The 22,164-nt window shown below is 71.0% G+C and carries 14 protein-coding genes; 8 read left to right on the plus strand and 6 right to left on the minus strand.

The features are described from left to right. Positions 1–435: 435 nt before the first annotated feature. From ACH4VO_RS09300 to ACH4VO_RS09310, 3 genes are all read right to left on the minus strand, one after another. The gene (locus ACH4VO_RS09300) at positions 436–1,662 is read right to left on the minus strand and encodes a putative PEP-binding protein (protein WP_360988678.1); all 1,227 of its coding nucleotides are present in this window, start codon (positions 1,660–1,662) and stop codon (positions 436–438) included. Further along, positions 1,663–3,564, minus strand: coding sequence for an FAD/NAD(P)-binding protein (locus ACH4VO_RS09305; RefSeq protein ID WP_360988676.1), 1,902 nt, complete (start codon positions 3,562–3,564; stop codon positions 1,663–1,665). It lies immediately after the preceding gene. Between the two features lie 294 nt (positions 3,565–3,858). Then, positions 3,859–4,407, minus strand: coding sequence for a carboxymuconolactone decarboxylase family protein (locus tag ACH4VO_RS09310; RefSeq protein ID WP_360988674.1), 549 nt, complete (start codon positions 4,405–4,407; stop codon positions 3,859–3,861). A 447-nt stretch (positions 4,408–4,854) separates the two neighbouring features. Here ACH4VO_RS09310 and ACH4VO_RS09315 point away from each other — a divergent pair, with 447 nt between their 5' ends. After that, on the plus strand, positions 4,855–5,322 hold the full coding sequence (locus ACH4VO_RS09315; RefSeq protein WP_360988672.1) for an acyl-CoA thioesterase: 468 nt from the start codon (positions 4,855–4,857) through the stop codon (positions 5,320–5,322). Here ACH4VO_RS09315 and ACH4VO_RS09320 read toward each other — a convergent pair. Beyond that, positions 5,299–5,895: a peroxidase-related enzyme gene (locus ACH4VO_RS09320; protein ID WP_360988670.1), complete on the minus strand. Its 597-nt coding sequence runs from the start codon at positions 5,893–5,895 to the stop codon at positions 5,299–5,301. The two genes, ACH4VO_RS09315 and ACH4VO_RS09320, sit on opposite strands and share 24 nt — an antisense overlap. Positions 5,896–6,493: 598 nt before the next feature. Here ACH4VO_RS09320 and ACH4VO_RS09325 point away from each other — a divergent pair. The 7 genes from ACH4VO_RS09325 to ACH4VO_RS09355 all read left to right on the plus strand — a co-directional run bounded on the left by ACH4VO_RS09325 (position 6,494) and on the right by ACH4VO_RS09355 (position 19,778). Further along, entirely contained in the window at positions 6,494–7,492 is a 999-nt protein-coding gene (locus tag ACH4VO_RS09325) for a DUF1702 family protein (RefSeq protein ID WP_360988668.1), read from the plus strand. A 42-nt stretch (positions 7,493–7,534) separates the two neighbouring features. Further along, positions 7,535–8,536 carry a DUF1702 family protein gene (locus ACH4VO_RS09330; protein ID WP_360988666.1) on the plus strand — a complete coding sequence of 334 codons (1,002 nt, stop codon included), beginning with the start codon at positions 7,535–7,537 and terminating at the stop codon, positions 8,534–8,536. Between the two features lie 12 nt (positions 8,537–8,548). Then, on the plus strand, positions 8,549–10,477 hold the full coding sequence (locus ACH4VO_RS09335; RefSeq protein WP_360988664.1) for a CRTAC1 family protein: 1,929 nt from the start codon (positions 8,549–8,551) through the stop codon (positions 10,475–10,477). After that, complete coding sequence (locus ACH4VO_RS09340) at positions 10,474–11,742, plus strand: enediyne biosynthesis protein (protein ID WP_360988662.1); 1,269 nt, start codon at positions 10,474–10,476, stop codon at positions 11,740–11,742. The genes ACH4VO_RS09335 and ACH4VO_RS09340 overlap by 4 nt, the downstream gene beginning before the upstream one ends. Next, on the plus strand, positions 11,739–17,744 hold the full coding sequence (locus ACH4VO_RS09345) for a type I polyketide synthase (RefSeq protein ID WP_360988660.1): 6,006 nt from the start codon (positions 11,739–11,741) through the stop codon (positions 17,742–17,744). Before ACH4VO_RS09340 ends, ACH4VO_RS09345 begins: the two co-directional genes overlap by 4 nt. A 136-nt stretch (positions 17,745–17,880) precedes the next feature. After that, positions 17,881–18,429 carry an NADH-dependent FAD reductase SgcE6 gene (sgcE6, locus tag ACH4VO_RS09350; protein ID WP_360988658.1) on the plus strand — a complete coding sequence of 183 codons (549 nt, stop codon included), beginning with the start codon at positions 17,881–17,883 and terminating at the stop codon, positions 18,427–18,429. Then, a complete protein-coding gene (locus tag ACH4VO_RS09355) occupies positions 18,426–19,778 on the plus strand; it encodes a cytochrome P450 (protein WP_360988656.1) in 1,353 nt (450 codons plus the stop codon). The genes sgcE6 and ACH4VO_RS09355 overlap by 4 nt, the downstream gene beginning before the upstream one ends. A 764-nt stretch (positions 19,779–20,542) precedes the next feature. On the opposite strand, the gene ACH4VO_RS09360 is transcribed toward ACH4VO_RS09355, so the two are convergent. Further along, positions 20,543–21,388, minus strand: a complete 846-nt coding sequence (locus tag ACH4VO_RS09360) for an aminoglycoside phosphotransferase family protein (RefSeq protein WP_360988654.1) — start codon at positions 21,386–21,388, stop codon at positions 20,543–20,545. Positions 21,389–21,509: 121 nt separating this feature from the next. Continuing rightward, complete coding sequence (locus ACH4VO_RS09365; protein WP_360988652.1) at positions 21,510–22,118, minus strand: TetR/AcrR family transcriptional regulator; 609 nt, start codon at positions 22,116–22,118, stop codon at positions 21,510–21,512. Positions 22,119–22,164 lie beyond the last annotated feature (46 nt).

Consider the following 22,164-nt stretch of genomic DNA (forward strand, 5'->3'; position numbering starts at 1 on the left):
GCAGCTCGGGTGCCCGAGGGCTCGCCGGACGGGCGGAGGGCTCCCGGGGACGGCAGCGCTCCCCCGCTCCCGTCCCGGGGCAGACGCCCGGGGCAGACGCCCGGGGTCCTCGGGCGGGGGCCTCGGGCGGGGTCCTCGGGCGGGGCAGTGGTCTTCCCCTGCCCCGCCCGCCCGGCCGATGTCCTTCCCGGCCACCGTCCGCCCGGCCCGTCTCCCCGCGGGCCGGGCGGGCCCGCCGGGGTGTCCTTGCCTCCCTTTGCCCGGCCCCTCGCGCGGTCTGGTCACCGAGGAACTGCCCGGCACCGGTGGTGCGCACAGGACCTGCGCCCGATCGGCCGGCCGGGGGTGAAGCCGGCCGCCCCCGCAAGGCCGCTGCCCCGCACCGCTGATGGCGGTGCGGGGCAGCGGCGTTGCCGAACGGGGTGGCGAGGGCGATCAGGTCCGGGAGGGGGGCTGCAGGAGCATCTGGCGGAGTTCGGCGGTGCACATCATGTAGCCGTCCGGGGCCGGCAGGTTCTGAAGGTAGTGGGCGAGGTCGGAGGCCAGGGAGAAGACCCGTACCGGGGTGTCCGCCGCGCGGGCGGCCTCCACGACCCTGCGCACCCCGTCCAGGACGGCCGGGTGGCGGGTGCGGTAGGAGTCGGCGACCAGGTGGTTGCCCCGGTCCGCCGCGAGATAGAACTGCACCAGGTCCTTGATGCCGACGAACAGTTCGCTGACGCCCGCGGCGCACATCGCGGGGGTGGCGTGCACGGCGGAGGGTGTCTCGACGAACGCGGAGAGGGCAACGCCGTCCGGGAGGGCGAGATGGGCTCTGAGCCGGGAGAACTCCGTCTCGTCGCTGACGAACGGTACCGAGAGCCCTACCCGGCCGGCTTCGTCGCCCAGGTGTTCGCGCAGGGTGGCCAGCACGGCGTGCAGTGCGTCGCGGTAGGCCAGGGAGCCGAGCAGCCAGCGTGCGCCGTGCAGCCCCATCTCGGGGTTGGGCTCGACCGCGACCGGGGCGGTCTCGGTGACGTCGGCCGCATGGTCGGAGCGCAGGTCGAGCATCCGCAGGATCAGTCGCTGGCCGGGCAGCAGCGCCCGGACGAAGCCGCAGAGCCTGCCTGCGAGGGCCTGCCCGTAGGCGGTGATGTCGGCGGGGCCGCCGGCGAGGGCGTCGAGCGGGCTCAGGCCCAGTGCGAGGCAGAGGAACTCCTCGCGGATGAAGAAGGACTCCACCCGTGCGGCGTTCGGCCCGCAGGCGTTGATGGTGGTGATGTCCTGCAGGTCGGCGATGACCGCGCACGCCGAGCCGAGGTCGTCCAGGGTGGGGCGCGTGGTCCCGCACGGCGGGGACGGCTCCGGTTTGACGACGATCGAGGCGCTTTCCAGGTACAGCGTCACCTCGCCGACCAGATCGGCGAGGTCCGCCTCCTCGACGCGGAGCACGGGTATCCCCCTGCCGCGGCACAGGGACTGCATGTGACCGGTCAGTCCGCCCGAGCCGCAGACCACCGCGCGCGCGGCCACGATGGCGTCGTACAGACCGGCTTCGAGGGAAGGGGCGACGAGGATGGTTCCCTCGCGTGGGCTTCTTGTCCGGTTGCAGATGCCGTGCAGCACGCTCTCGGTGCCGCCGGACAGGAGAGATCCCACGATCCGCCGCTCGTTCCCGTTCAACTAGCCCTCCAGGTTGTCGACGTTCCCGATCCCCAGGTGCCGGCGTAGCTGCCGTGGCGTGACGGAGACGTCGTTGAGGCGTTCCACGGCGACCCGGTTGACGACTGCTCTCATCAGGCGGTCGGGCCGGGAGACATCCGCCGGAAGTGCCGCAAGACCGCCCAGGGAAAGAAGGCTCGCCTGCACGCGGGAGTCGAGCGCCTGTCTTTGCCCGCGTTCACGCGTCGCCAGCCTTCGTACTTCCAGTACCACAGACTCCTCCAGGGCCGCCCGGGCCGCTTCCTCCGGATTGCTGGCATAGCTGCGGTAGTGGGGGTGGCGGGCCGCGATGTCGTCCAGGCCGTCCTGGCGCAGTTCCAGCTGCCCGGTCACGTGGGCGGCGACGGACACCGAGTGGTTCTTGATGGCGGCGAGGTTGAACGTGAACGCACCGGTCCGGCCGTGCCGGACGATCTCGTCGCCCTCCCTGAGCGCGCCGACCGTGGAGACCGGGCCCGCCGGCCGCCCGTCGGCGCCCAGCAGCGTTCCGCACGCGTCGACCTCCAGACCGCGCCCGGTGCGCTCGTGGGGGGTGGCGATGCCCTTGCGCAGGAGGTTTCGCCACAGCGGCTGTCCGACCTTGGCGTAGTCGGACTCCCGGGCGAAGTTGGAGACCACCAGGTCGGCTTCGAGGCTGTGCCTCTCCTGCTGGGCGGCGACCGAGACCAGCAGCCGCCCGAAGGGGGCGGGCGTGATCGCGCACACCCGTCCCAGGACCAGTTCCACCGGGCCGTCCGGTGGCCGCATGGCGTGTTCGATGACGCCCATCGTGTACTCGACGGCCCCGACGCGTAACGCGGCGATGGTCGTGGCGAACTCGTCGAGCAGATGGCGCAGTTCGTCTGTGGGGATGCGTGCGATCGCTTCGGGGAGGTAGGGCTCCCACGCCTTGGCGACGCGCTCGGAGACGATGGCGGTGGCGATGTCGGGGTGGTGGTCCCGGACGGTCGAGCACGCTGTCCGCCATGCCGCCTTCGCCCTGACCAGGAATTCCTCACGGCCGCGGTAGGGCTCCAGCAGGGTGTCGGGGCGAGGCAGGCGCAGTACGCCGTGTTCGTGGGTGCCGGGGTAGGTGCGGAAGATCGTCGCGGACCTGGAGATGAGGTGGATCGGCCCGGTGTGGCCGTTGCGCAGCAGCAGGCCTGCCGAGTCGTAGGCGCTCAGCGCGGATCCGATGATGGCGACGGTGGCGTGCGGGGGGAGCTGGGTGAGTGTGCGGACTCCGGTCGCGGAGTACGGGTTGCGTACGAAGGAGGGGTGGTCGGTGACCTCTGCGGCGAAGGGCGGGTCCTTGAGTTCGAGGCCGGTGGCCAGGACGACGTGGTCCGCGCCGAGCACCTTCGTGTGCGGGAGCCGCCCGGGACGCAGGCCGTCGAGGCTGTGCGCGCCGAGGTGACTCACCGTCACCTCGAAGCCCCGGTCGCACGCGTCCATGTCGAGTGCCTCACCGTCCGCTTCGACGAGGTCGACGCCGGGGCAGGACTCCCTTGCGGCCTCGGCCAGCCGGTCGTCGAGGTAGTCCTGGAAGATGCGGCGGGGTGCGGGGCCCTGCTCGGTGAACTCGTGTGCGGCCCAGTGGGGCGGCCAGGTGCGGCGGTCGGCCTCGTGGTTGGCCCAGCGGACGAAGTCGAGGACGTCCTCCCGGAAGACGGACATGCGTCCGGCCTGGATGTTGAAGACGTGGTCCCAGGGGTTGCCGTCGCGGTGGTAGGCGATGCCGGCGCAGCGGTAGTCGGGGCGCCGCTCCAGCAGGACGATCTCCAGTGGTCTTCGTGCGAAGTGGAGCAGTCGGATCGCTGTTGCGGTGCCGGCCAGGCCGGCTCCCACGACGAGCACTCTGGGGCGTGCGCCCTGTGGACTCATGAAGCCTCCCCGTTCGGCCGGCGGGGCCCGCGGTGCCGCCCTGGCCGGTGCCGCGTACGGGCCGGTCGGACGTTGCCTGGGGGGCGTCGGCTTGGTGGTGTGTGTGCCGGGCGTGTGGGATGTGGTGGCGGTGGTGGGACGGGGCGTCGGCGACGTGCGCGGACGATACCCGAGCCCCCTGGGGTGGTGCGGGAGAGGCCCGCTTTTTCGCCGGTCGGGCTGTGCGCCTTGGCGGGCGTTTTCGCCGGTCGGGCTGTGCGTTTCGGCAGCGGTTCGGGGTGGGGGCCGGTGGGATCAGCCGTCGAGGCCGGGTGCGGCGGGGACGTCGAGTTGGGTGCGGGCGTAGTGGTTGAAGTAGTTGGTGTAGAGGTTCACGGCCACGTGGACGAACAGTTCGGTCAGCTGGGTGTCCGTCCAGCCCTGGGCCAGGGCTGTGTCCCAGGCCGTGTCGGAGGCTTCACCGGTCTCGCCGGCGATCTGCCGGGCGACCTGGAGCAGGGCGGTGAGCTTCGCGTCCTCGATCGTCTCTCCCCGGCGGATCGTCACGGTCTGGGCCTCGGTGAGGCCTGCGGCCTTGGCCGAGAGGGTGTGCGCGGACTGGCAGTAGGCGCAGGCGTCGACCGCGCCGACGGCCAGGGCTATCGCCTCGCGGGTGCGGGCGTCGAAGGTGCCGTGCTCGGTGATGGCCGTGCTGATCGCCGCGTAGGCCTCCAGGACCACGGGTGAGTGGGCCATCCCCGCGTGGATGTTGAGCACTCTGCCGAAGCGCTTCTCCAGGCGGCGCAGGGTCTGTCTGGCGGCTGCGGGCGCGTTGTCGAGGGTGTGGGCGGGAATCCGCGGCATGTGGTGCCTCTCCTGGGTGGTGGATGTACCCCCGGTGCCCGTGGTCTGCCGAAACGGTGTGGGCGGGGGGCGGTTGTCGTGGTGTTGCGTCACGGCCGGTCCTTCCGGGGGGTACCTCGTGGGGAGTGCTGCGGCTCGTGCCGGCCGCGCGCCGTGTGCGGCGCGCTCGTGCGGGGCCCCGGGTCCCTCAGCAAGGGGGGAGATGCCGACCGTGGGGCGATCCTCAATCGTGTCTGTGGGGTCCCTTCCCCTGATTCGGACCAGGCCTGGTGAGGGATCCGATTCTGTCGTCACCGGTCGTGGCGATGTGTCCTGCCGGTCACCATGCCCGGCGGGAGGGCGGGGGGTCCTGGCGGGGCCCGTACGGGGCGCCGTCGGGATCCCGCGCTGGAACGAACGGGCGTGAGCGGTGGCCGCCTGCCCTGATGACGAAGGAAAGGAACGCTGATGGCCGACGTGCGGCCCTACTACGAACTGCGCCATCTCGTCGGATTCGAGGAGACCAATCTGGTCGGCAACGTCTACTACGTCAACTACGTGCGCTGGCAGGGCCGGTGCCGGGAGATGTTCCTGCTGGACAAGGCCCCTCAGGTCCTCGACGACATCCGCGAGGACCTGAAGCTGTTCACCGTCTCGGTGAGCTGCGAGTTCTTCGCCGAGATCACCGCGTTCGACCAGCTCTCGATCCAGATGCGCCTGGAGGAGCTGACGCAGACGCAGATCGTCTTCACCTTCGACTACGTGCGGTTGCACGAGGGCACCGAGAAGCTGGTGGCCCGTGGCCGGCAGCGGGTGGCCTGCATGCGCGGCCCCAACGGCGACACCCGGCCCACGCGGGTGCCCGAGGCGCTTCGGCTGGCCCTGGAGCCGTACGCCGCGCAGGTATCGGCCTCAGCCTCCGTTCACGGGGGCTGAGGTGGGCAGGGGTGTGTCCGGGGCGGGTTGCGGGTGCAGGCCTGTGCCGTAGCCCTGGGTGACGATGCGGTGGGCCGCTGCCTGGTAGTAGTCCTCGCCGGCCGGGACATCGGTGGACAGGCAGCTGACGTAGCGGTTGTACATGCAAAAGGCCGCGGCGATCAGCACGGTGTCGTGGATGTCGCTGTCCTTCGCGCCTTCGGCGCGGGCCGCGGCGATCGCGTCGTCGGACACCGGACGGGCCTGGTGGCGTACCTCGGCCGCGATCCGCAGCAGGGCGCGCAGCCGGGGGGTGACCGGTGCGCTGTCCGGGCCGGCGTGCACGGCCCGGACCGTGTCCAGGCCGCCGTCGAGCTGGGCGGCGGCGGCCGCGCCGTGCGTCGCGGCGCAGAAGGGGGTGCTGTTCAGCTGGGAGACGTAGGCCGCGATCAGCTCGCGTTCCCCGCGGCTGAGGGAGGCCGGCTCCCGCAGCAGCACGTTGGCGAGGTGGTTGAGCGGTGCGGCGGTGTCCGGGCGGTGGGTCATCAGGCCGCGGATGCCGGGCTCGTCGTTGCCGAGCGTGATATGTGGCACGGGTATGTCCTCGTCTGTGGTGCGGTGGTGGACCCGTCCATGTTCCTGAGGTCGTGGCCGGTGGCCAACTTCCTGCGTGCTCAGTTGGTGTTGGGGTGCCGCGCACCGGTCGCCCCCTGGTGCGGCGTTGGGTTCCTTGCCCGGGAGCTGCTCTTGGTGTGCGGGCTCCTGTGGGGGTGCGGCCGAGGGGTGGTGCGGCCGAGGGGGGCGGCCCCGGTGGACGCGGTGGGGTGTCGTGCTGCGGCCGGTGGGCGCCGTGGTGAGCGTGGGGGTGTACTTCTTCGCCGGCGGCCTGCTTTCGCCGGTGGGTGGCTGTCGCCGGGGGTGGCGGCGGGACCGGGGCGGGTGGCTGTGGTGGGTGCGGTGGCCGTGGGCGTCACGGGGGTGTTCGCCGTCCTGTGCCGGGGGGTGGGGCTGTTCGCGCGCTGCGGGGCCGTTCTCCTGGTGGCTGACCGCTCCCTGGGGGGCGTGGGGGTACGGGCCGTGCGGCCGCGGTCGCGGGCAGGGGGTGCGCATGACCGAAGATGCCCCGGTCCGTGCGGCCGACCGACGATGAGGCCCCCGCCACCCCTTCGGTGGCCGGCCGAGGAGGCGCCGCGTGGCAACGGCAATGGGCTCTTTACGCAGACTTCTGATGGCTCCGTCCCTGCGTGACGTGAGCTTCGCCGGACGCGGGTTCCCGGTGACCGAGACCGCTGCCACCCGGCAGTTGGAGACCATCCCGCAGGCCGTGGTGGCCGGCTTCGAATGGGGCATCGAGTCCAGGGACCTGTGGGAGGTCGAGCGGCGGCTCTCGCTGGTCGACCCGGAGGTGCAGGGCTTCGCGTACGAGGGCGCGACCATGGCCTCGGTCATCCGGGACTCGCTGCCCGGCCGCGGCGGGCGCACCCGGGAGCTCTTGCAGGGTGCGGGGCGGCGGCACATCTTCCTCAACTACATCGGCATCGGGTTCGCCCTGGCGAAGCTGCCCCGGCCGCTGTGGAAGAAGGCCGTGCCCGGCGGCCTCGTGGGCGAGGAGTTCTACCCGCCGATGAGCTGGCTGGCCGTCGACGGGTACGGCTTCGACCGGGCCTACTTCGATCCCGCCCGCTGGGTGGAGGGTCAGCGTCCGGACACCCCTTACGCGTGGGAGGGGCACCCGGACTACTTCCGGCGGGCGGTGGACCAGGGCATCGGCCGGGCCCTGTGGTTCATCCACGGTGCGCATGTGGGGCAGGTGAGCTCCGCGGTGCGCAGGTTCGCCTCCGAGCGTGAGCCGGATCTGTGGGCGGGCGTCGGGCTGGCGGCGACGTTCGCGGGCTGTTCCACGGCTGCCGAACTGGCCGTGCTGCGGGCCGAGGCCGGTGCGTTGCAGGGCCATGTGGCGCAGGGTGCCGTCTTCGCGGCGAAGGCCCGCCATTTCTCCGGGGCCGTCCCCGAGCACACCCGGGGCGCGCTGCACGCGCTGGCCGGGATCACCGTCGAGGCGGCGGCCGCGCTCGCCGATGCCGCCGCTCCCGCCGGGGGTGCGGGGGGTGATGTCCCGGCCTATGAATTGTGGCGCCGGGCGGTGCGTGAACGGCTTCTCACGCATACCCGTCAAGCATTCCTGGAGTAGCCGTACGGGTATCCCTGTCGAATATCGTCTTACGAACGGGAAATGCAGGCAACGGATCGAGGGGCGGTATTCCAGGTGTCCATGATGCGTGCGCTGAGGCGCCGAGTCCTCACGCCCAGTGTCCGGGAAACGCAACTGGAAACACGCGGGTTCCACATCAAGAACGCGGAGGCGAAGCAGCAGCTCGAAACGGTCGGGAGGAGTTTCCTGCAGGGGTACGCCTACGCGGTCGAGGCGCGTTCCGCGGAGCAGGCGGCCGGCTGGCTGGAGACGGTGCCGGTGGCCTTCCGGGGTTTCGCGTACGAGGGCGCCGGTATGGGCGCGGTCGTGCTGGACTCGCTGACGGGCGGTGCCAAGCGGCTGACGGGGATCCTCGAGGGCCGGGGCCGGGGCCACACCTACATGATCCATGTGGGTGTGGGCTGGGCGATGGCCAGGCTGCCGCGGTTCCTGTGGCCCGAGGTGAGCGGTTTTGATCCGGTGCTGCGCTGGCTGGTCCTGGACGGGTACGGCTTCCACCAGGCGTACTTCAAGACCGACGCCTACGTCCGTGACCCCGGTGCGGAACATCCCTTCAGCTGGAAGGGGGGTCCGGACGCCTACAGTGCCCGCGTCATCGACCAGGGCATCGGGCGCGCCCTGTGGTTCGTCGGGGGCACCGACCCGGATGTCGTGGCCGGGCTCATCGACGCCTACCCCGCCCACCGTCACGGTGACTTGTACGCCGGCGCCGGGCTCGCCTGCACCTATGCGGGCAGTGCCGACGAGGACGAGCTGCGGCGCTTTGCCGAGCACGCGGGTGAGCACCGGGCGAGTCTGGCGCAGGGTTCCGCGTTCGCCTGCGAGGCGCGTGAGCGGGCGGGTACGACGATCGCCCACACGTATGTCGCCGCCCGTGTCCTGTGCGGTGGCCGGACGCCCGGGGAAGCCGCCCGGGTGTGTACCGAGGCGGCGCCCGAGGGTTGTGACGGCGGCGATATTCCCGCATTCGAGATCTGGCGGCAGCACATTGCCGCGGAGATCACTTCTGTTCCGCACGCGTAGAGAGGCGCCGGCATGACACATCCGATTTCCTGGCTGCGGAAGCAAGCGCCCGGAGTTATCGCGCTCATTCTCATGGTGGGTACTTTTTATGCGGTGAAGCCGCATGAGTCGAGTGCTGCCGACAAAGCGGAGATGGCGAAGAAGTTCGCTTTCGAGCCGATGGCGATAGCTATGCCGGGCGGATACAAGAGACAGAGTGTCCGCAAGGTCAACAAGGCGTACAAGCACATCGAGGCGTGGATTTCCTCGGTCGGTGCGGGTGTCGCCATGAACGACGTGGACGGTGACGGTCTGCCCAACGACCTGTGTGTCAGCGACCCGCAGATCGACCAGGCCGTGGTGACCCCCGCGCCGGTGCCGGGCCGCCGGAGTGCGTGGTACGCGCCGTTCGCACTCGAGGTGGCGCCGCTGCCCAGGAGCGACATCATGGCCCCGATGGGCTGCGTCCCCGGTGACTTCAACGAGGACGGTGCGATGGACCTGCTCGTCTACTACTGGGGCCGTACCCCGGTGATCTTCCAGGCGAAGAGGGAGCCGGGCAGGGACACCACGGTCATGGGCCCGGCGGGTTTCGAGCCCGTCGAGCTCGTCCCCGGCGACGGGGGCGAGGAGTACACCGGCCCGCTGTGGAACTCCAACGCCGCGACGGTCGCGGACTTCGACGGTGACGGGCACAACGACATCTACATCGGGAACTACTTCCCCGACAGCCCCGTCCTGGACGACACCGTGGACGGTGGCGTGACGATGAACGATTCGCTGTCGCACGCCCAGAACGGTGGGGGCGGTCACTTCCTGCGCTGGACCCCTGCCGGTTTCGAGGAGGTGCCAGGCGTGCTGCCCCAGGGCATCGACCGGGGCTGGACGCTGGCGGTGTCGGCCACCGACCTGGACGGGGACCAGCGTCCGGAGATGTACCTGGCGCACGACTTCGGGACTTCGGCCCTTCTGTACAACAGGTCGACCCCGGGCACGTTCAGGTTCAGCCAGGTCAAGGCGGTGCACTCCGCGACCACTCCGAAGTCCAAGGAGATCGGGCGCAGTTCCTTCAAGGGCATGGGCGTGGACTTCGGTGATCTGGACGGTGACGGCCTGTACGACGCGTTCGTCTCCAACATCACCACGTCCTTCGGTATCCAGGAGTCGAACTTCGCGTTCCTCGCGACGGCCCGTGACACCTCGGAGCTGGGTGCCCGCTTCCGTGAGGGTGTCGCCCCGTACAAGGACAGGAGCGCACCGCTGGGCCTTGCCTGGTCCGGGTGGGGGTGGGATGTGAAAATGGGCGATTTCGACAACGACGGGGTCCAGGAGATCACCCAGGCCGTCGGTTTCGTCAAGGGCAAGCGCAACCGGTGGGTCCAGCTCCAGGAGCTCGCCACCGCCAACGACTCGCTGCTCAGGCACCCCCGTTTCTGGCCCCGGGTGCAGGAGGGTGACGACCTCGCCGGTGACCAGCACCTGCGTTTCTACGTGAAGGACAAGGACGGTGAGTCCTACAGCGACCTGTCCGGGCAGCTGGGCCTGGACGTTCCGGTGCCCAGCCGGGGCATCGCCACCGGTGACGCGGACGGTGACGGGCGCCTGGACATGGTCGTGGCACGGCAGTGGGAGGACCCCGTCTTCTACTGCAACACGAGCCGGGGCACCGGTGGTTACCTGAACCTGGATCTCACCGACGAGGCCGGCTCGCCCGTGATCGGCGCGCAGGTCACCGTGACCCTCGCCGACGGCAGCACCCGCCTGGGCCGTGTCGACGGGGGTAGCGGCCACTCCGGCAAGCGCAGCCAGGACGTGCACATCGGCCTCGGTCACCAGGCGGTGGGCCCGCTGCGGACCCGTCTGACCTGGCGTGACCGCGGCGGGCAGGTGCACAGCAAGGATCTGCGGCTGGCCCCCGGCCGGCACTCGCTTCAGCTCGGCGCCGACGTGAAGGAGAAGTGACCGTGCCCCCAACCAAGGCGACCACGGGTGCCGCGCCCCGGCACGACGTGAAGGTGATCACCGCACTGCGCCGGTTCGCGATCTCGATCTCGGTCCTCAACATCGCCGGGTACACCTTCCTCGGCTTCGAGCAGCCCTGGCTGTGGCCGTTCGTCGCGGTCCTGACCGCCTACGTGGTGGAGATCGGCCTGGAGGTGGTCAGTGCCCGGGGTGAGGGGCGCGCACCGCGCTTCGCGGGCGGCGGGCTCAAGGGGATGGTGGAGTTCCTCTTCCCCGCGCACATCACCGGTCTCGCGGTGAACATGCTCACGTACGTCAACGACCGGGTGTGGGTCCTGGTGTTCGGTGTGATCGTGGCCGTGGGCACCAAGTGGGTGCTGCGGGCCCCGGTCAAGGGGCGTATGCGGCACTTCATGAACCCGTCGAACTTCGGTATCACGGTGATCCTGCTGCTCTTCCCGTGGGCGAGCATCGCCCCGCCCTACCACTTCACCGAGTACCTGTACGGGCCCGCCGACTGGGTGCTGCCGGCGATCATCCTGGTGCTGGGCACCCTGCTGAACGCGAAGCTGACGGGCCGTATGTGGCTGATCGGCGCGTGGCTGGCCGGGTTCGTCCTCCAGGCGGTCATCCGTGGCCTGGTGACGGGGACGTCCATCCCCGCGGCGCTGGGCATGATGACGGGGGTGGCGTTCGTCCTGTTCACGAACTACATGGTCACCGATCCCGGCACCTCGCCTTCGAAGCGTTCCTCGCAGATCGCTTTCGGGGCCGGTGTCGCCGCGATGTACGGGGTGCTGACCGGGCTCGGTATCGCGTACGGCATCTTCTTCGCCACCGCCCTGGTCTGCCTGATCCGCGGCGGCTACCTGTGGGGCCTGCACTTCCTGGCGAAGCAGCGTGCGGCGGCCGACCGGCAGGCATCGCAGCCCCCGGCCCGACAGGCCCCAGCGCCCCAGGCGCCGGCCCAGCAGGTCCCGGCCCAGCAGGTCCCGGCCCAGCAGGTCCCGGCCCAGCAGGTCCCGGCCCAGCAGGTCCCGGCCCAGCAGGTCCCGGCCCGGCAGGTGCCGGCCCGGCCGGTGGGCCAGGGTGCCGCCGTCCCGGCTCCCGGGGCTTTCCCTGCCCCAAATGTGGCTCCCGCGGGCGCGGCGGAATCCGGGGCGGTGAGCACCGGTGACCCGTGCCGGGACGGCACCTGCTTGCACGGCACGTGCGCGTCGCTGCGGGCGGCGGCACTGGAGAAGAAGGTGGCGGTGGCGGAATGAGCCGAATAGCGATCGTCGGTGTGGCGTGCACGTACCCCGATGCCGCCACCCCGGGCGAACTGTGGGAGAACGCGGTCGCCGGGCGGCGGGCCTTTCGCCGGCTGCCCGACGTGCGGATGCGCCTGGAGGACTACTACGACCCCGACCCCACGGTGCCCGACACGTTCTACGCCCGCAACGCCGCCGTCCTGGAGGGGTGGGAGTTCGACCGTGTCGCCCACCGCATCGCGGGCAGCACCTATCGTTCCACCGACCTCACGCACTGGCTCGCGCTGGACACCGCCACCCGGGCGCTGGCCGACGCGGGCTTCACCGCCGGGCAGGGGCTGCCCAGGGAGCGCACCGGCGTCGTCGTGGGCAACACCCTGACCGGTGAGTTCGCCCGCGCCAACATGATGCGGCTGCGCTGGCCGTACGTACGCCGGGTGCTGGCCGACGCCCTCGCGGGGCAGGACTGGGGTCAGGAGCGTCTGGGTGAATTCCTCCAGGGGGTGGAGGACGCCTACAAGAAGCCGTTCCCCCCCGTCGACGAGGACACCCTGGCGGGCGGCCTGTCGAACACCATCGCCGGCCGGATCTGCAACCACTTCGACCTCAACGGCGGCGGCTACACCGTCGACGGCGCGTGCTCGTCCTCGCTCCTGTCGGTCACCACCGCCGCCACGTCGCTGCTGCACGGCGACCTCGACGTCGCTGTCGCGGGCGGCGTGGACCTGTCCATCGACCCCTTCGAGATCATCGGGTTCGCCAAGACCGGAGCGCTCGCCAAGACCGAGATGCGCCTCTACGACCGCGGGTCCAACGGTTTCTGGCCCGGTGAGGGCTGCGGGATGGTCGTCCTGATGCGCGAGGAGGACGCCCTGGCCGCCGGACACCGTATCTACGCCTCGATCGCCGGCTGGGGCATCTCCTCCGACGGGCAGGGCGGCATCACCCGCCCCGAGGTCGGCGGCTATCAGCTCGCCCTGGCCCGCGCCTACGAACGCGCCGGCTTCGGCATCGACACGGTGGCGCTGTTCGAGGGGCACGGCACCGGCACCGCCGTGGGCGACGCGACCGAACTCAGGGCGATCATGGGCGCCCGCGCCCAGGCCGACCCCGACGCCCCCAGCGCCGTCATCAGCTCCATCAAGGGCATGATCGGGCACACCAAGGCCGCCGCCGGAATCGCCGGACTGATCAAGGCCACCATGGCCCTGGACGCCGCGACGCTGCCCCCCGCCATCGGCTGCGTCGATCCGCACGACCTGCTCACCCAGGAGTCGGCCAACCTGCGGGTCCTGCGCAAGGCGCAGGCCTGGCCCCCGGACGCACCGCTGCGCGCCGGGATCACCGCCATGGGATTCGGCGGGATCAACACCCATGTCGTACTCGACAAGGCCGCCCCCGCTGCCGGGCGCCAGGCCCCCAGCCGCCGCGCGATCACCCTGGCCAACTCCCTCCAGGACGCCGAACTGCTGCTCCTGGACGCCCCCTCACCGCAGGCGCTCAAGGAACGCCTCCTGAAGGTCGCCGACTTCGCCGCAACGCTCTCCTACGCCCAGCTCGCCGATCTGGCCGCCACCCTCCAGCGCGAACTGCGCGACCTGCCCCACCGGGCGGCGGCCGTCGTCACCTCACCGCAGGACGCCGAACTACGGCTGCGCCGGCTGGCCGAAACACCTCACGGGGACCAAGGCCTCACCCTCTCCACGGACGGCCGGGCCGTCCTGGGCCGGGCCACGGGCAACGCCCGCATCGGCTTCCTCTTCCCCGGCCAGGGCTCGGGCACCTCGACCGGCGGCGGCGCGCTCGCCCGCCGCTTCACCGAGGCCGCCGACGTGTACCGGCAAGCCGGCCTGCCCGCCACCGGCGACATGGTCGCCACCGACGTGGCCCAGCCCCGCATCGTCACCGCCTCCACCGCCGCCCTGCGCGTCCTGGACGCGCTCGGTATCGAGGCCGAGATCGCCGTCGGCCACAGCCTGGGCGAACTGTCCGCCCTGCACTGGGCGGGCGCCCTGGACTCCACCACGGTCCTGGAGGCGGCCCGGGCCCGCGGAGCGGCCATGGCCGAGCACAGCGCCTCGGGCACCATGCTCTCGCTGGCCGCGACCCCCGAGCAGACCGGGGAACTCATCCACGAACTGCCCCTGGTCATCTCCGGATACAACGGCCCCCACCAGACCGTCGTCGCCGGACCCGCCGACGCCGTCGCCACCCTCACCCAACGGGCCGCCCACGCCGGTGTCACCTGCACCGCCCTGGCGGTCTCCCACGCCTTCCACTCACCCCTGGTCGCTCCCGCCGCCGACGCCTTCGGCGACTGGCTCGCCACCGCACGCATCGACCACATCCACCGCCGCATCGTGTCCACCGTCACCGGCGGCGAACTGGAACACGACACCGACCTGGCCAAACTGCTGCGACGCCAGATCACCGAACCCGTGCAGTTCACCCAGGCGATACGGGCCGCCGCCCCCCATAGCGACCTGTTCGTCGAGGTCGGCCCCGGCCGGGTCCTGACCACCATGGCAACAGCCACCACCGACACACCGGCTGTCGCCCTGAACACCGACGAGGAGTCCCTGCGCGCACTGCTCCAGGTCGTCGCCACCGCCTACGTGCTGGGCGCCCCGGTCATCCACGAACGCCTCTTCAACGACCGGCTGACCCGGCCGCTGGAGATCGGCACCGAGTTCCGTTTCCTGGCCAACCCCTGCGAGCAGGCACCCGACATCACCCTGCCCGCCCCACGCGGCCCCCGCGCCGCGGACCACAACGACACCACCACCGCACAAGCCGCCGGCCCGCACAACCAGTCGGCGCTCGGCGTGCTGCGCACCCTGGTCGCCCAGCGGGCGGAACTACCGCCCGAACTCGTCGACGAGAGCAGCAGCCTCCTGGACGACCTGCACATGAGCTCGATCACGGTCGGCCAGATCGTCAACCAGGCCGCCGCCCAACTCGGCCTCACCGCCGCCCACGTACCGACCAACTTCGCCACCGCGACAGTGGCCGAACTGGCCCAGGCCCTCACCACACTCGCCGGGACCGGCGACGGCGCCACCGCCCCCGCACCCGTCGTGGCGGGCGCCGCCGCCTGGGCCCGCCCCTTCGCCGTGGACCTGGACGACATCACGCTGCCCGCCCCCCTGCCGGGCGGGACCAACGGCCCCTGGGAACTGTTCACCACCCCTGACCACCCCTTCGCCCAGGACGTGCGCAGCGCACTGGAGAACGCCGCGGTGGGCCCGGGAGTGCTGGTCTGCCTGCCGCCCGGCTGCGCCCGGGAACAGATCGAACACGCCCTGAACGGTGCCCGGGCCGCCCTCGCGGGCGACCGCGAGCGCCGCTTCGTCCTGGTACAGCACGGCCGGGGCGCGGCCGGCCTGGCCAAGACCCTTCACCTGGAGGCACCCCACCTGCGGACCACCATCGTCCACACCCCGGTGGCCGAAGGCGCCGCACAGCGGGTGGCGGCCGAAGTCGCGGCGACCACCCGCTTCAGCGAGGTCCATCTCACCCAGGACGGCACCCGCCGCGTCCCGGTCCTGCGCGCCCTGCCGGTGCGCGCCCGGCGTAGCGAGCAGGTGCTGGAGGAATCCGACGTCCTGCTCGTGACCGGCGGAGGCAAAGGCATCACCGCCGAGTGCGCCCTGGCCGTGGCCCGGCACAGCGGTGTCAGGCTGGCTGTACTGGGCCGGTCGGACCCCGCCCAGGACGAGGACCTCGCCGCGAACCTGCGGCGGATGGCCGACAGCGGGGTGACGGTGCGCTACGCCGCCGCCGACGTCACCGACCCCGCAGGCGTGGCGGCGGCCGTCGCGGAGCTCACCGCCGCGCTCGGCCCCGTCACCGCCGTGCTCCACGGGGCGGGCCGCAACGAGCCCGCCTCCCTCACCGGCCTGGGGATGGGCGACTTCCACGCCACGTTCGCCCCCAAGGTCGACGGGCTGCGCACCGTGCTGGAGACGGTCGGCGAGCAGAACCTGAAACTCCTGGTCACCTTCGGGAGCATCATCGGCCGCTCCGGGCTGCGGGGCGAGGCGCATTACGCCACCGCCAACGAATGGCTGGCCGACCTCACCGAACAGGTCGCCCGCGACCATCCGCGCTGCCGTGCCCTGTGCGTGGAATGGTCGGTGTGGTCCGGGGTCGGCATGGGCGAGAAACTCTCCGTCGTGGAGTCCCTGTCCCGCGAGGGCATCGTCCCCATCTCACCCGACCAGGGCGTGGAGATCCTGCTGCGGCTGATCTGCGACCCGGACGCCCCGGTGGTGACGGTCGTCAGCGGACGCACCGAAGGGATCGCGACGATACGCCGCGACCTGCCGCCCCTGCCGCTGCTGCGGTTCACCGGAAACCCGCTGGTGCGCTACCACGGCGTCGAACTCGTCACCGAGACCGAACTGAACACCGGCACCGACCTCTACCTCACCGACCACCTCCTGGACGGCAACCTGCTGCTGCCCGCGGTGATCGGCATGGAGGCCATGGTCCAGGTGGCGTCCGCGGTCACCGGACGCGGCGACGTACCGGTCATCGAGGGGGCCCGGTTCCTGCGGCCGATCGTGGTGCCCCCCGCGGGCACCACCCGTATCCGGATCGCGGCCACCGTCACCGACACCGACACCGTCGACGTGGCCATCCACACCCAGGACACCGGCTTCGCCGCCGAACACTTCCGGGCCCGGCTCCTGTACGGTCCGGCCACCGTCCCGGACGGGCCGCCGGCCCAGGTCGGCCAGGGCGTCCCCGCCGCCCCGCTGGACCCGGCCGCCGACCTGTACGGCGGTGTCCTCTTCCAGGGCGGGCGCTTCCAGCGGCTACGCCGCTTCCACCGGGCGGCCGCCCGCCACGTCGACGCGGACGTAGCGCTCGCCGCACCGTCCGGCTGGTTCGCCGGCTTCCTGCCCGACACCCTGCTGCTGGCCGACCCGGGGATGCGGGACGCGCTGATGCACGGCAACCAGGTATGCGTCCCCGACGCGACACTACTGCCCTCCGGTATCGAACGGCTCTACCCGATGGCCGCCGGGCAGGACCTGCCGCAGGAGGTGCGCTACTGCGCCACCGAACGCCACCGGGACGGCGACACCTATGTGTACGACATCGCCGTACGCACCGGTGAGGGCACGGTCGTGGAACGGTGGGAAGGGCTCACCCTGCACGCCGTGCGTAAGACGGACGGCGCCGGGCCGTGGGTCGCCCCGCTGCTCGGCTCCTACCTCGAGCGAACGGTGGAAGAGGTACTGGGCACCCACCTCGACATCGCCGTCGAACCCGACCTGCCCAGCGCCCGGCAGGCGCCGGGCGAGCGGCAGGCGCCGGGCGAGCGGCAGGCGCCGGGCGAGCGGCGGGCGGCCACCGCACGGGCTGTGCAGCGGGCCCTGGGCGAGAGCGTCGAGGTGCGCTACCGGCCCGACGGGCGCCCCGAACTCGCCGACGGCCGCCACATCTCGGCCGCGCACGGCCTGGGCGTGACCCTGGGGGTCTGCGCGACACAGACAGTGGCCTGCGACATCGAAGCGGTCTGCGTACGCGAGGCGACCCAATGGGCGGGGCTGCTCGGTGAACACGCACCGCTGGCCTCGCTGGTGGCCACAGAGACCGGGGAGGCCCCCGACACCGCGGCGACGCGTGTGTGGAGTGCCATCGAATGCCTCAAAAAGGCTGGGCTGATGGCCGGGACACCCCTGACGCTGATGCCACCGGACAAGGACAACTGGGTCGTCCTGACCATGGGCGCACTACGGATCGCGACGTTCGTCACGGCGCTGCGCGACGCCCTGGAACCGGCGGTGTTCGCGTTCCTCGTCCAAGACCCGAACACCACCACCCAGCCCGACACCACCACTGCCGGGCCGGACACCACCACCGGGCCGGACACCACCACCCGGCCCGACACCACCACCAGGCCGGACACCACCACCGGGCCGGACACCTCCACCCGGCGGGGCACCACCGCCCGGCGGGGCACCACCACTGCCGGGCCGGGCGTGGGAAAGAGCCGGCCATGACCGGCCGAAGAGGCCGCCACGGAAACCGGCCCCCCACCCCCCGCACCGGACGATCCCCCGCACCGATCCCCGACACGCCGGCACGAGCACCGGCGTCCCGCGCGGCCGGCCCCCGGCCGCCGACAGGGAGGCAGACATGAGCCCGGCAACTGTTCCGCCCATGGAACGCGTCGACCTGCAGGACCGTAAACAGCTGCGGGGCGCGTTCGGCGCCTTCCCCACCGGCGTCACCGTGGTCACCGTCGGCGGCAACTCCCCACGGGGCATGACCGCCAACTCGTTCACCTCCGTGTCCCTGTCCCCACCCCTGGTACTCATCTGCGTCGGCAAGGACGCACTGATGCACCACAGCCTGGAGCGCTCCCAGACGTTCTCGGTGTCGGTACTCGACGCCGGCCAGGAAACCGTGGCCCGCCACTTCGCCGACCATTCACGCCCCGTCGGAGCCGGCCAGTTCGACGCCGTCACCTGGCAACCCGGACCGGAGTCCGGCTCACCACTGATCACCGGCGCCGTCGCCCACCTGGAATGCCAAAAGAAGAAACTGTACGAAGGCGGCGACCACACCATCTTCCTCGGCGAAGTGCTCTGCGCCGTGCGCTGGCCGCTACGCGAAGCCCTGCTGTTCTCCGGCGGCCGCTTCCGCCGCTTCGCCCCCGACCCCGGTAAAGGCGAAGCCGCATGAGGACCGACCCGCCGGGCCCACCACTGCGTGCCCTGCCCGGCCTACTGAGAAAGTTCGCGGTCGACCGCCTGGGCATGATGAAGGACGCAGCCGCCCTGGGCGACGCCGTACGGGTCTCCCTGGGACCCAAGAAGCTCTACATCTTCAACCGGCCCGACTACGCCAAACACGTCCTCGCCGACAACAGCACCAACTACCACAAAGGCATCGGCCTCGTACAGTCCCGCCAAGTCCTGGGCGAAGGCCTGCTGACCAGCGACGGCGAAAGATGGCGGACCCAACGCCAAACGGTAGCGCCCGCGTTCAAACCAGCACGCATCAACCGCCAGGCCCACGCCGTCGCCCAGGAAGCCACCCAACTGGTCGCCCACCTGCGCGCCCAGCAAGGACGTGGCCCCGTCGACGTCCTCCAGGAAGTCACCACACTCACCCTGGGCGTCCTGGGCCGTACCCTCCTCGATACCGACCTCACCTCCCACACCACCCTCGCGCCCGCCTTCGAAGAGGTCCAGGACCAGGCAATGCGGGAAATGGTCTCCCAGGGCCTGGTACCGAGCTGGCTCCCACTGCCCGCCCAGACCCGCTTCCGCCGGGCCCGCCGCGAGCTGTACCGGATAGCGGATGCGCTGGTCGCCGACCGGCAAGCGCGAACGAACGCCGGGGAAAACGGTGATGACGCCCTGACACGCCTCATCGAGGCCGCCGGGCGGGAAAACACACGGCCCCAGCAGGTCCGCGACCGGCTCCGGCAGGAACTGGTCACCCTGCTCCTGGCAGGACACGAGACGACAGCCAGCACCCTGAGCTGGACACTCCACCTACTGGAACACCACCCCGAAGCCCGCGCCGCTGTCCGCGAGGAGGCCAGAAACGTCCTGGGCGAACGCCTCCCGGACGTCAACGACCTGCACCGGCTGACCTGGACAACCATGGTCGTCCAGGAAACCATGCGGCTCTACCCACCGGTATGGGTCCTGCCCCGCATAGCCCAGCAACCGGACAAAGTCGGCCCGTACACCGTATCGGCAGGCGCCGACGTCCTGATCAGCCCCTACATCATGCACCGCCATCCCCGTCTATGGCAGGACCCCGAACGCTTCGACCCCGAACGCTTCGCTCCACAAGCGGTCGCCACCCGCCCCCGGTACGCCTACATCCCCTTCGGTGCGGGGCCACGCTTCTGCGTAGGCAGCAACCTCGGGATGATGGAAGCGGTCCTGGTGACCGCGCTGGTCACCCGGGACCTCGACCTGCATACCGTGCCCGGACACCGGACGGTCGCGGACCCGATGCTGTCCCTACGGATGCGTGGAGGGCTACCGATGACGGTATCCGCAGCAAACCGATGAAGAAACAGCCACGGCCCGCAGGCCACAGAAAACAACCCACCCCTGCACCTCACGGACCCACCCACCACACCACACCCACCACACCGGACGGGCACACCCACCACACCACACCAACCAGACCGGACGGGCACACCACACCAACGACGCAAACCAGACACACCACACCGAGGGGGCACACCGAGCCGACGGGACGGACTGGGCGGACCCCACGGGCCGCACCGACAGAAGAGACCACACGGAGCGCACCGGCCGGAGGGACCACACGGGGCGCACCGGCCGGAGGGACCGCGCGGGGCGCACCGGCCGGGTGCACGGCCCAGAACGGAGAGACGAGGTGAGTCAGGACCGACGCCGGCAAGAGGCAACCCACGAACGGCACCCGACATCTTCCCCGGACACCAGCCGCAACAGTTACATCACCCTCCTCCTCGACTACCTCAAGGTCTTGCCCGCCCGCACCCCAGCGATGGACCAGGCACCCTGGCTCTTCCCGGCCGCCGCGCCAGGCAGCCCATGAACCGCTGCACTCCGCGCGATGCACTACGGGGCCTCGGCAGCCCCGCCGATAAGGGCAGCACCTCCGCCACGCGCCTGCTCACCCTTCAGCTCCGGCCCATTGAAGAACTACGCTCCGGGCGCCCACAGCAACTGACAGGACCAGGGACAACGACTGAGCGGCGGACCGATCACAGCCACCGGGCGGACGAGCCGCCGGCCAGGACGATGAGGAACCGGGTCTCCGCGTCGTCACGCCCCGCACACAGTCAGGGAACCGCATTGAGGGCGGCCAGGGCCCGGCACCAATCCAGCAGACGACGAGGAGACAGACCAGGAACCAGCGCGGCCAACTCCTCGACCCTCTCCTCCAACGTGGCCCGATCTGCCACTCCTTGAAGCACCCAATCCACAGCGTCGAAGTCCGGGTCACCCCACGCCGGCCTCGGGTCGATCGCCACCATGCGGGTGCCCGGACCAGACAACACGTCGGCCGGATGGAGATCACCATGCACGAGCCCCACAGGCCCGCGGTCTGCAAGTTCCAGGGCCGCCCTCCGAGCCTGACCAAGCATCACCCGTGCAGCCAGGCCCTCCGCGCGGGCCATCGCCAACCTGCGTTCACTCAAGTCGAACAGGAAGTCGATCCGGCGCGAGAGCGGCCGCAGCACGGAGTACTTCCCCGGCACGGGAGGCGAGACCTGCAGCTCTCGCAGCAGGGCCGCGACATCGGGCGCATTCCGGACGAGCTGCCGTACCGGCACACCGGGTTCCACGTTCTCCAGCAGCAGAGCCCCGGCCGTGAGGTCCACTGCCAGCAGAGTGACAACCGACGGCGTATCCGCCCAGGCTCGCAGGGCTTCGGCTTCCTCACGTGCGATCAAGAGCTCGGGCGTGAGCTTCAGCCACACCGAGTCACCAGTGTCACGCTGCACGCAGCGGAACACCCGCGAGGTGCCTCCACCGCTCGCCGCAACAAGGTCCAGACGCCAACGCTCGGCGAGCTCATGGACGAGGGCCGGCAACTCGTCGCACCAACCGAGCACTCCAGCGCCGAACCGAACGACGAGCCGGTCCCGGGCCTCCGGCGGGACGCAGACCAACTCTCTCAACACGCCCCCGCAAGTCATCGATGCAGTTCCTGCGCATCCTATGAGCTGGACCCGCGCACGCCCCATCCCATTGCGCTGTCTTGGAGCGCGAATATCGATCGCCTCCGACTACCCCGTACAGCGCTCAGGATGATCCACGCTTCCCGTTTTCTGCCCCCGCGTCCAGGACTCTGGCCGTGAAGTCCGCCAATTGCTCCCGCATCCTCTCCCGCGGCACACACGCGTGCCCGGCCAGATGCTCGACAAGATCGGCTCGAGTGGCTGCGAGCAGGGCGTGGGCGGTGAAGTCGCTGTCGGCCAAGCCGGGGATCTGCCGCAGCACGGTGGCGAGCAGGCCGTGCCAGCGCGCGTAATGATCCGCCTGGTACGGGCTGCTGCTCCCGCTTTCCTCCAGGGCCAGCATCAGGTGGCGGTTGTCCAGTTTGAAGCACAGGAGGGTGTCGAGGAGGGCAGGTACACGCTGCCGCGGCTCAGTCGCGGGACCCAAGGGCGGAGGTCCGGTTTCCACAGCCTCCCTGACCGGGTCCAGCCGCGCTTCGTACAGGGCGCGCAGCAGTCCGGGGCGATCGCCGAAGGCCCGGAAGAGCGTGCCTTTGCCGACGCCGGCCGCCGCTGCGACGGCGGCCAGAGTGACGCCTTCCGGGCTCTCGTCCCGGGCGAAGAGGGCGTCGGCGGCCGCGAGGACGGCCTGCCGGTTGCGGACGGCGTCCTTGCGGGGTTTGCGCTCGGGCATGGTGCACTCTCCGATTGCTAAGCGGACCTGGGGTCCGTATCGTTGA

It is taken from the genome of Streptomyces sp. NPDC020780 (genome assembly GCF_044334475.1).
Lineage (GTDB): Bacteria > Actinomycetota > Actinomycetes > Streptomycetales > Streptomycetaceae > Streptomyces.

Excerpts from the sequence above, each read along its gene's own strand:
- ACH4VO_RS09305 (WP_360988676.1), bottom strand. The coding sequence starts at position 3,564 with ATGAGTCCACAGGGCGCACGCCCCAGAGTGCTCGTCGTGGGAGCCGGC.
- ACH4VO_RS09310 (WP_360988674.1), bottom strand. The coding sequence starts at position 4,407 with ATGCCGCGGATTCCCGCCCACACCCTCGACAACGCGCCCGCAGCCGCC.
- ACH4VO_RS09315 (WP_360988672.1), top strand. The coding sequence starts at position 4,855 with ATGGCCGACGTGCGGCCCTACTACGAACTGCGCCATCTCGTCGGATTC.
- ACH4VO_RS09330 (WP_360988666.1), top strand. The coding sequence starts at position 7,535 with ATGCAGGCAACGGATCGAGGGGCGGTATTCCAGGTGTCCATGATGCGT.
- ACH4VO_RS09335 (WP_360988664.1), top strand. The coding sequence starts at position 8,549 with ATGACACATCCGATTTCCTGGCTGCGGAAGCAAGCGCCCGGAGTTATC.
- ACH4VO_RS09345 (WP_360988660.1), top strand. The coding sequence starts at position 11,739 with ATGAGCCGAATAGCGATCGTCGGTGTGGCGTGCACGTACCCCGATGCC.
- sgcE6 (WP_360988658.1), top strand. The coding sequence starts at position 17,881 with ATGAGCCCGGCAACTGTTCCGCCCATGGAACGCGTCGACCTGCAGGAC.
- ACH4VO_RS09355 (WP_360988656.1), top strand. The coding sequence starts at position 18,426 with ATGAGGACCGACCCGCCGGGCCCACCACTGCGTGCCCTGCCCGGCCTA.
- ACH4VO_RS09365 (WP_360988652.1), bottom strand. The coding sequence starts at position 22,118 with ATGCCCGAGCGCAAACCCCGCAAGGACGCCGTCCGCAACCGGCAGGCC.